At 48.3% G+C, this 412-nt stretch carries 1 rRNA gene; it reads left to right on the top strand.

The features are described 5' to 3' along the window. Positions 1-119: ribosomal RNA gene (locus NWP17_RS10230) — 16S ribosomal RNA — on the top strand; the annotation flags it as partial. Positions 120-412 lie beyond the last annotated feature (293 nt).

Below are 412 nucleotides of genomic sequence, written 5' to 3'. Positions count from 1 at the left end.
ACGCCCGAAGTCGTTACCCCAACTCTAAGGAGAGGGGGATGCCGAAGGCAGGACTGGTGACTGGGGTGAAGTCGTAACAAGGTAGCCGTACCGGAAGGTGTGGCTGGATCACCTCCTTTTAGGGAGACCTTACCCACTCAGATATCGAATATCGAAACACGAGTAATAGATACTGAGATGGTCATTCCTAGGTCGGTCGAGGTTGGTAAAAGCTTTCAAAGTATTTGGGGTTCAGTAGAGAAACGAGAAAACGGGGAAAAATTCAGCAACGGGGCAAAAAGCCAGACTGCTGGATAAGAAACCAGCCAGAACCTTGAAAACTGCATAGTAACGCGAAAGAAAAAGCAGGCAGTCGTAAGACTGCATGGAAAAAGCCAAAAGATAGTGGTCAAGCTAATAAGGGCTGACGGTG

It is taken from the genome of Chrysosporum bergii ANA360D, from assembly GCF_029891735.1.
GTDB lineage: Bacteria > Cyanobacteriota > Cyanobacteriia > Cyanobacteriales > Nostocaceae > Umezakia > Umezakia bergii.
This window is presented reverse-complemented; position numbering and strand designations above follow the sequence as displayed.